This is a genomic window from Candidatus Pelagibacter sp., from assembly GCF_052049775.1.
Taxonomy (GTDB): Bacteria; Pseudomonadota; Alphaproteobacteria; order Pelagibacterales; family Pelagibacteraceae; genus Pelagibacter.
Map to the genome: position 1 here is coordinate 1 of NZ_JBNGZH010000036.1, position 8,778 is coordinate 8,778.

Here is an 8,778-nt window from a genome sequence, read left to right on the forward strand (position 1 = left end):
TATTTCTATTTTTAATATTAATTTTTGGATTAAGTACTAGTGCAAACGCAGAAATAAAGAGAATAGTTTCAGGAAATCAAAATGCAAAGATTACAATAATCGCCTACGAGTCTCTAACATGTAGTCATTGTGCAAATTTTCATAAAGATGTTTACCCATCTCTTAAAAAAGATTTCATAGATACAGGACTTGTCAAAATAGAATTTCGACACTTTCCTTTAGATATTGCTGCTTTAAATGCTTCTAAAATTTCTTTGTGTAAACAAGATCAAAGCTTAGAAATTTTGGAAAAACTTTACTCTAATCAACAAGCTTGGATAAAAGGTAAGGGAATAGAAGAGGTAAATAATAATTTGAAAGAATTTCTAAAAAACGCTGGGTTTAATATTGATTTTGAAAAATGTATTGGCAACAAAGAAATAGAGGACTATGTTTTAAATGATCGAATCGAGGGGACAAAAAATTTTAAAGTTAATTCTACTCCTACGATAATAATTAATAACGAAAAGTTCGAAAAATCTCTTAATTATAAAAATTTAAAAAAAACATTGGAAAAGCTGATATAAGTTAATCCATGGAGTTTAAAAAAATCCAACTCAATGGATTTAAGTCATTTGCAGATAAAACTAATTTCTTAATTGAAAATGGTTTAACAGGTATTGTTGGCCCAAATGGTTGCGGAAAATCAAATATAGTTGAGTCATTAAGATGGGTAATGGGTGAAACATCTGCAAAAAGCATGCGAGGATCAGGCATGGAAGATGTCATATTTTCAGGAACGTCAAATAAACCCTCTAAAAATATTGCTGAAGTTTCAGTAACTGTTGCCAATGAAAATAATGAGGGTCCAGTGCAATTTAGAGAGTTAGATGAAATAAATGTTAGAAGAAAAATAGAAAAAGATAAAGGTTCGAAATTTTATATCAATGATAAAGAAGTTAGAGCAAGGGATGCTCAAATGTTTTTCGCAGATTTATCAACTGGAGCTCACTCTCCATCAATGATTAGTCAGGGCAGAATTGGTGCCCTTGTTACTGCAAAACCTACTGATAGAAGAACAATTTTAGAGGAAGCTGCAGGAATTTCTGGATTACATGTTAGAAGACATGAAGCTGAACTAAGGTTGAGCGCTGCAGAAAATAATCTAAAGAGAGCTGATGAATTAAGAAGGCAACAGGAAAGGCAACTAGCAAATTTACAAAAACAGGCTGAAGAGGCTACAAAATACAAAAATATTTCTGATGAAATAAAAAAAATTGAAGCAGGCCTATATTATCTAAAATTACTAGAGATCGATAAAGAAATTAAAATAGAAAATGAAATTAATACAGAAGCAGAAACTGAAGTCAGCGGTTTTAATAATAAAATTAACGAATTAGAGAAACTGATTAAAACTGAGGTTGATAAAATAACTCCTCTACGAGAAAAAAATATTGAAAATTTATCAAAGATACAAAGGCTAAACTTAGAACTAAAAAGTCTAGATGAGGAAAATAGTAGAATTCAAGACGAAATAGAAAACGTAAAAAAATCTCTACAAACAATAGATGATGATATTAGTAGAGAAAGAGGAATAGTGATTGATGCAAACTCAAATGAAAAAAGACTGAAAGAAGAAAAAAGCGAGCTTATTGAAATCGACTCAAAATATTATCAAACTGAAAAACAATCGAATGAAGATTTGGAAAATAGCAAGAATAAGTTAAAATCAGAAATCGATAAAATTAAACAATTAATTAATTCACAAAAAAATGATGATGCAATTAAATCGTTAGATGATTGCCAATTTGTCATCGAAGAATACGCAGATAGTTATAGTAAAAATCAAAATATCAAAAGAGAGTCTGTCAAAAGAAATGAAAGAATTGCAATAATTGATAAGGAGATTGAGAGTTGGAAAAATCTTTTATCTAATTCGGAAAAAATGGTTGCAGAATTAAGTGATAGAAAAAATAAACTTAATGTGCAACGAGATAAACTAGATAATCAACCAAAATTTCAGGCTGAAAAAAAAGGGCAAATTTCAGAAAATTTAAGAATTTCTGAAAATGAAAAAAATGAGAATGAACAAATTATCAATACCACAGATGAAAAAATTGACAGTCTAAGAAATCAACTAAACGAGATACAAGAACAATCTATTCAGATAAGAGAACGAAAAGCAAGTTCAGGGGCAACAATTGAAGGGCTAAAAAAAAGAAAAAATGATTTAGTCGATAGAATTATTTCTGAGCTAAATCTTACGGAAGAAAACATTTTAGAAAATTCAAATTTATTTGGCGTTGAAGAACTGCCAGATGCTGTTAATCAAGAAGACTTATTAGATAAAAAAAAACAAGAGAGAGAGAAATTAGGCTCGGTTAACCTAAAGGCCGATGAAGAGACTGTAAAATACGAAACAGAAATTAAGAAAATGGAACAAGATAGAGCAGATTTAGTTACAGCAATTATAAAACTTAAAGATAGTATTAATGAATTAAATCAAAAAGGAAGGGAAAGACTCATTGAGGCATTTGATAAGGTAAATAGAAAATTTAATGAGGTATATACAAAATTATTTAATGGTGGAAATGCTAAGCTTGAATTGGTTGACTCCGATGACCCTTTAGAGGCTGGTTTGGAAATGTTAGTAAGTCCCCCTGGAAAAAGACTCCAGTCGATAACTTTATTGTCAGGTGGTGAGCAGGCTTTGACTGCACTATCTTTAATTTTTGCAGTTTTTTTAACTAACCCCTCGCCTATATGTGTTTTGGACGAAGTTGATGCACCTTTAGATGATGCCAACGTAACAAGATTTTGTGGCTTGCTTGAAGAACTAATTAAAATTACAAATACCAAATTCATCATTGTTACTCACCATGCTTTGACAATGTCAAAAATGAATAGACTTTATGGTGTCACCATGCCTGAAAAAGGAATAAGTCAACTTGTAGCTGTTGATTTACAAAAAGCAGAAAGCATGGTTGCTTAAGCAATAAATAAAAATGGCTAAAGATCCATTCAAAACTCGCTTAGAGATTGCAAAGAAAAAGGTTTCAAAAAGAGATCTAGAAAATAAAAAAGATAATCAATCTCCAATTGGCACTGCTTTTAAGCTAAGTACTGAGCTAGTTTCAGCAGTCGCCGTAGGGACAATTATTGGGTTTCTTTTGGACAAGACCTTTGGTACTAAACCATGGTTAATTTTAATATTTTTTTTTGTAGGGGTAGTTGCAGGGATAATTAATGTAATTAGATCCGCAAAAAAAATGCAAAAATAGATAAGGATTTATGGCAGCTAACCCAATGACACAATTCGAAGTTTATAGAATTGGTCCAGAAATAAAAGTAGGCTCTTTTGATATTTCTTTTACTAACGCTAGTTTATTCATGGTCATAAGTTCTCTTGCGATTTTAATAATATTCAACCTTGGTTCAAAGAAAAATTCAATACTTCCGAATAAGATCCAGCTTTTAGCTGAATTAAGCTATTCATTTGTCTCAAAAATGATCAGCGATACTGCTGGTTCAAAAGCTAAACCATATTTTTCATTTATCTTTTCATTATTTATGTTCGTTTTGTTTTGTAACATGTTCGGCATGATACCTTACACTTTTACAGTGACTAGTCATATCATTGTGACTTTCATGTTAGCAGCTTTTATTTTTATTGGAGTTACAGTTATTGGTTTTATAAAACATGGCTTTGGTTACTTAAAACTATTTGTTCCAAGTGGTGTTCCTATTGTACTTTTACCATTAATTGTGGTCATTGAAATTATTTCATATTTAAGTAGACCTATCAGCTTATCAGTAAGATTGTTTGCAAATATGATGGCTGGACACACTATGATGAAGGTTTTCGGGGGCTTTGTCGTAAGTCTCGGAATTGTTGGTGGATGGCTTCCACTGAGTTTTTCAGTTGCTTTAACTGGTTTGGAGATACTAGTTGCTTTTCTTCAAGCTTACGTTTTTGCAATTTTAACATGCATTTATTTAAATGATGCATTAAATTTACACCATTAACTTATAAGGAGGATATAATGGAATTAGAAGCAGCAAAAATGATTGGAGCAGGACTTGCAGCAATAGCTTTGGCTGGAGCTGGAGTAGGTATCGGAATAATTTTTGGAAATTATTTATCTGGTGCAATGAGAAATCCATCTGCAGCCCAAAAACAATTTCCTAATTTGCTTTTAGGATTTGCTCTTGCAGAAGCAACAGGATTATTTGGATTAGTTGTTGCATTGATTATACTTTTCGCATTTTAATTAATGTTTAAAAAAATATTTTTATATTCATTAATTGCAAATTTCTTTTTTACAAAAAAGATTTTTGCAGCGGAGAGTGGAGGAATGCCTCAATTAAATCCAGAGTTTTGGATTTCACAAATCTTCTGGCTCGTACTCACTTTTGGAGTATTGTATATTGTTTTATCCAAACTTATACTACCCAAAATAAGTGCAAACTTAGAATTAAGAAAATCACAAATCCAAGAAAATATTGAGGCAGCTGAAAAACAAAGAGAAAGTAGTGAAGCTAAACTTAAAGAATTTGATGGGATTATTCTTAAAAGTAAAATTGAAGCAAAAAAAATTTTTAAAGATGCTAGAGAAAAAGTAATCAAAAATATTAATTCTAAAAAAGAGACTTTAGATAAACAAATTAATGATGAAATTAAAAAAGCTGAAGTAGAAATAGATACTTTAAGACAAAGTGCTCCAGAAAAAATTAATAAAATTGCAGTTGTAACATCTAATGAAATTTTAAAAAAATTAATTGGAGCAGAAGTTAATAATAGCAGTATCTCTGCGATTGTTGATGATCTAGTAAAAAAAAACGGAGATAAATATTATGGTCATTGATTCAACTTTTTGGGTCGCAGTTTCTTTTGTAATATTTTTTGGGGGTCTGATATATTTAAAAGTACCTCAAAAAATTAATACTATTCTTAATAAATTAATCTCAGACATAAAAAATGAGATTGATGAAAGTGAGAAACTGAGAAGTGAAGCAAAGATATTATTAGATAATGCTCAGAAAAAATTAGACACAGCGCAATCTGAAAGTAAGGAAATACTTGATCAGGCAAAGAAAGATGCTGATAAATTAATCATTGAGCTTAATGACAAATTTCATAAATCTTCAGAAATTAAGAAAAATTTGGCTAAAAATAAAATTAATCAAATGAGAGAGGTAGCGATTAAAGAGATTAAAGATGCATCTGTTAAAATAGCTATAGACTCTGTAAAAAAAATAATATCAACCTCAGTTGATAAATCTAAACTTGATACGCTGTTTCAGAAAAATTTAGAAGAAACTAAAGAAGAGTTAAAAAAAATTAACTCATAATACTTTTTACAATTTATCCAAAAAAATATAAGTTATCATGATGAATTCTGTAGTTATAGGTTCTGGTTTTGGTGGTATAGCAGCTGCTCTTCGTCTTAAAGCTAAGGGTCACAAAGTTACATTAATTGAAAAACACAAAGACCTAGGTGGTAGAGCAAGAGTTTTTAGAAAGAATGGGTTCATTTATGATGGTGGTCCAACAGTAATTACAGCTCCATACTTAATTAATGAATTATTTGAATTATTTCAAAAAAATCCAAATGATTATATTAAATTAACACCTCTTAAAGTTTGGTATCAATTCATTTTTGAGGATAAATCAAAGTTTAATTACTCTGGTGACGAAAATGAAATGAAAAGACAAATTGAGCTTATTAATAAAGATGATGCTCAAGGATATGAAAAACTTGTAAATTTCACTAAAAAAATTTTTGATAAAGGTTTTACAGAACTAGCTGATGTGCCCTTTGACAAGCCCTCAGTGATGATGAAACAATTACCCGCATTACTTAAACTCAAAAGCTATAAGTCAGTATATTCACTAGTATCATCTTATATTAAAAATGAAAAATTAAGAAGAATGTTGAGCATGCATCCTCTTTTAGTTGGTGGAAATCCATTTACCACAACTTCAATATATGGATTGATTTTATACTTAGAAAAAAAATGGGGCATTCACTATTCTATGGGTGGAACAGGAAATATCATAAGTGGTTTCGAAAAATTAATGAATGAAGAAGGTATCGAGGTAATAAAAGGTTCTGAGGTAACTCAAATAATTTCAAACCAAAATGAGATTACAGGTGTTCAATTAGACAATTCAAAAAAAATAAGCGCTAACAAAGTTGTCTGTAACGCAGATCCACCGGGTGTTTATGAAAAAATGTTAAATGGCCAGAGTAATAATTCTTTTATGTTTAAGTGGAAAAAAAATAGAATGGAATATTCAATGGGTTTATTTGTTTATTATTTTGGAACCAAGAAAATTTACGATGACGTTGAACATCACACCATTAAATTTGGCAATAAATATAAAGAGCACCTAGATGACATTTTTAATCATAAAAAATTAAACAATGATATAAGTTATTATCTACATAGACCCACTGCCACTGATAAATCCATGGCACCAGATGGACATGATTGTTTCTATGTTCTAGTTCCTGTTCCTAATAACCAATCAAAAATTGATTGGTCGTTAGAAGGTGAAAAAATGAAAAATTTAGTAGTGGAGAAAATGGAGAAAGACTTAATGCCAAACTTAAAAGAAAATATTGTTGAAGATTTTTATCTGACTCCTGACTATTTTGAAAAAGATCTCAATACAAAATATGGTTCTGGTTTTTCTATACAACCAAAATTCTCACAATCTGCTTACTTTAGATTTCACAACAAATCTGAAATTTATAACAATTTATATTTTGTTGGTGCGGGAACTCATCCTGGGGCAGGTGTACCTGGAGTTCTTTCCTCAGCAAAGGTTTTAGATAAAATTTTATAATGTCGTCTAAAAATTATTTATCTATTTACGCAAAATCGTTTAATTGGGCTGGCTTTTTTTTACCAAAAAAAACCTATAAAAATTGTTCTTATTTATACGATTTTTGTAGAGTTGTAGATAATATTGCAGATGACGAAGGCGAAATAGAAATAAAAAAAATAAAATTCCAAAAATTTGTAAGTGATTTTAAACAAAAAAATTTTGAGGATCCTGTTATTCAAAATATGTGGAATATTATTAATGAATTCAATATTTCTCTGGAGATAATTTATGATTTATTTGATGGGATAGAGTCCGACATAAAACAAAATGTAAAAATAGATACTAGAAAAGATCTTTTAATCTATTGTTATAGAGTAGCTGGAACAATCGGGCTGATGATGGCAAAAATTTTAAATGTGAACAAAAAACAATCTCTTAAATCTGCAATCGATCTTGGTATAGCAATGCAACTAACTAATATATCCAGAGATGTGATTGAGGACTCAAAAAAAAATAGATCTTATATAAATGGAAATTTTGAGGAAATTAATTCTACTATTAAACTTGCAGATACATTTTATAAAAATTCATTTTATTCCATAAGAGAAATTCCACTTAGCTTTAGATTTAGTATCTTAGTCGCAAGAAGAGTATACAGAAAAATTGGATATAAAATTTTGAAAAAGAAAACCTTTGAAAATTATAGTAAATCTGGAAAAATTTATGTTTCAAACTTTGAAAAAGTTTTGGAGACGATTTTATCAATTTATGATCTAATTATACTTTCTTTATTAAATAAAAATGATGATCAAATTGAACACGATCATTTATTGATTAATAAAGAAATTAATCTTGATGAAAGAATTTGATTACATAATTATTGGGGGTGGTTGTGCTGGTTTATCTCTAGCCTATGAATTAGAGATTCATAATAAATTAGAAAATAAAACCTTAGCAATAATCGAGCCTCGAGATGAGTACAAAAGAGATAAGACCTGGTCTTTTTGGAGAGTATCTGAGCATAATTTTGATGATTGTGTCATAAAAAATTGGAAAAATTTTTCAGTTAATGCACCTAATAAAACTAATTTTCTTGAATGTGAAAATTATCCATATCAAAGCATCGATAGTGGTTTGTTTTATGAGAAAATAAATAATTCATTAAAGAAAAATAAAAATATCTTTTTTTTAAAAGAACTGAAAGACATCAACACCAAAAATTCATTTATATTCAATAGCGTTCCCTCTATCAAAAAAGACTTTAGAAATTTATGGCAACACTTTTGTGGAGTTGAAATAGAGACAGAGAATAATTATTTTGATGAAAACATTTTTAATCTAATGGATTTTGATTGTGATCAAAGAGAAAGTGTCCATTTTTTTTACACACTTCCCTTCTCAAAAAAAAAGGCATTGATTGAGAGTACTTGGCTTTCAAAAATGAATGATGACTCTCAAAAAGATTATGATCAACAAATTAAAGAATATATCGAAAAGAAATTAAATTTAAAAAATTATAAAATCACTTATAAAGAGATAGGCGCAATTCCGCTTTTTTACCCATCATTTAAAAATGAAAAAAGTAAAATTAATATTGGAACTGCTGGTGGTATGACAAGATTAAGTACAGGATATACTTTTTTGAATATACAAGAACATAGTAAATTTATTAGAAAAAATATTGAAAATATTCATAATACTAAAAAATTTGAAATCGGTAAAAAATATCAATTTTTGGATGAAATATTTCTACGTGTTCTTGAAAAACATCCAAAAAAAATGTCGGAAATTTTTTTTAAAATGTTTCAAAGTTCACCTAAAACAATTATCAAATTTCTTTCCAATAAGAGTAATTTTCTTGAGGATTTGAATATAATTTTAAAAATGCCAAAATGGATTTTTATCAAAGCTTTATTTTACTAAACCTAAATGAATATGAATATAAAAAAAATAAATCTTAATCA

General features: G+C 29.0%; 10 protein-coding genes. All 10 read left to right on the top strand.

The features are described 5' to 3' along the window. Positions 1-566: thioredoxin domain-containing protein (locus tag ACTT83_RS05325; RefSeq protein ID WP_440919070.1), on the top strand; the 566-nt coding region annotated here is incomplete at its 5' end. Between the two features lie 8 nt (positions 567-574). Then, positions 575-2,971: a chromosome segregation SMC family protein gene (locus ACTT83_RS05330; RefSeq protein ID WP_440919071.1), complete on the top strand. Its 2,397-nt coding sequence runs from the start codon at positions 575-577 to the stop codon at positions 2,969-2,971. 13 nt (positions 2,972-2,984) lie between these two features. Next, positions 2,985-3,260, top strand: a complete 276-nt coding sequence (locus ACTT83_RS05335; protein ID WP_440919072.1) for an AtpZ/AtpI family protein — start codon at positions 2,985-2,987, stop codon at positions 3,258-3,260. Between the two features lie 10 nt (positions 3,261-3,270). Then, positions 3,271-4,005, top strand: coding sequence for a F0F1 ATP synthase subunit A (locus ACTT83_RS05340; protein ID WP_440919073.1), 735 nt, complete (start codon positions 3,271-3,273; stop codon positions 4,003-4,005). 17 nt (positions 4,006-4,022) lie between these two features. Then, positions 4,023-4,250, top strand: a complete 228-nt coding sequence (locus ACTT83_RS05345) for a F0F1 ATP synthase subunit C (protein ID WP_006997791.1) — start codon at positions 4,023-4,025, stop codon at positions 4,248-4,250. A 3-nt stretch (positions 4,251-4,253) separates the two neighbouring features. After that, positions 4,254-4,844, top strand: coding sequence for a F0F1 ATP synthase subunit B family protein (locus tag ACTT83_RS05350; protein ID WP_440919074.1), 591 nt, complete (start codon positions 4,254-4,256; stop codon positions 4,842-4,844). Further along, positions 4,834-5,331 (top strand): F0F1 ATP synthase subunit B family protein, encoded by a 498-nt coding sequence (locus ACTT83_RS05355; RefSeq protein ID WP_440919075.1) that lies wholly within the window; start codon positions 4,834-4,836, stop codon positions 5,329-5,331. The genes ACTT83_RS05350 and ACTT83_RS05355 overlap by 11 nt, the downstream gene beginning before the upstream one ends. A 40-nt stretch (positions 5,332-5,371) precedes the next feature. After that, the gene (crtI, locus tag ACTT83_RS05360; protein ID WP_440919076.1) at positions 5,372-6,832 is read left to right on the top strand and encodes a phytoene desaturase family protein; all 1,461 of its coding nucleotides are present in this window, start codon (positions 5,372-5,374) and stop codon (positions 6,830-6,832) included. Then, positions 6,832-7,683, top strand: coding sequence for a phytoene/squalene synthase family protein (locus ACTT83_RS05365; protein ID WP_440919077.1), 852 nt, complete (start codon positions 6,832-6,834; stop codon positions 7,681-7,683). Before crtI ends, ACTT83_RS05365 begins: the two co-directional genes overlap by 1 nt. After that, entirely contained in the window at positions 7,670-8,737 is a 1,068-nt protein-coding gene (locus tag ACTT83_RS05370) for a lycopene cyclase family protein (protein ID WP_440919078.1), read from the top strand. The genes ACTT83_RS05365 and ACTT83_RS05370 overlap by 14 nt, the downstream gene beginning before the upstream one ends. Positions 8,738-8,778: the final 41 nt, after the last annotated feature.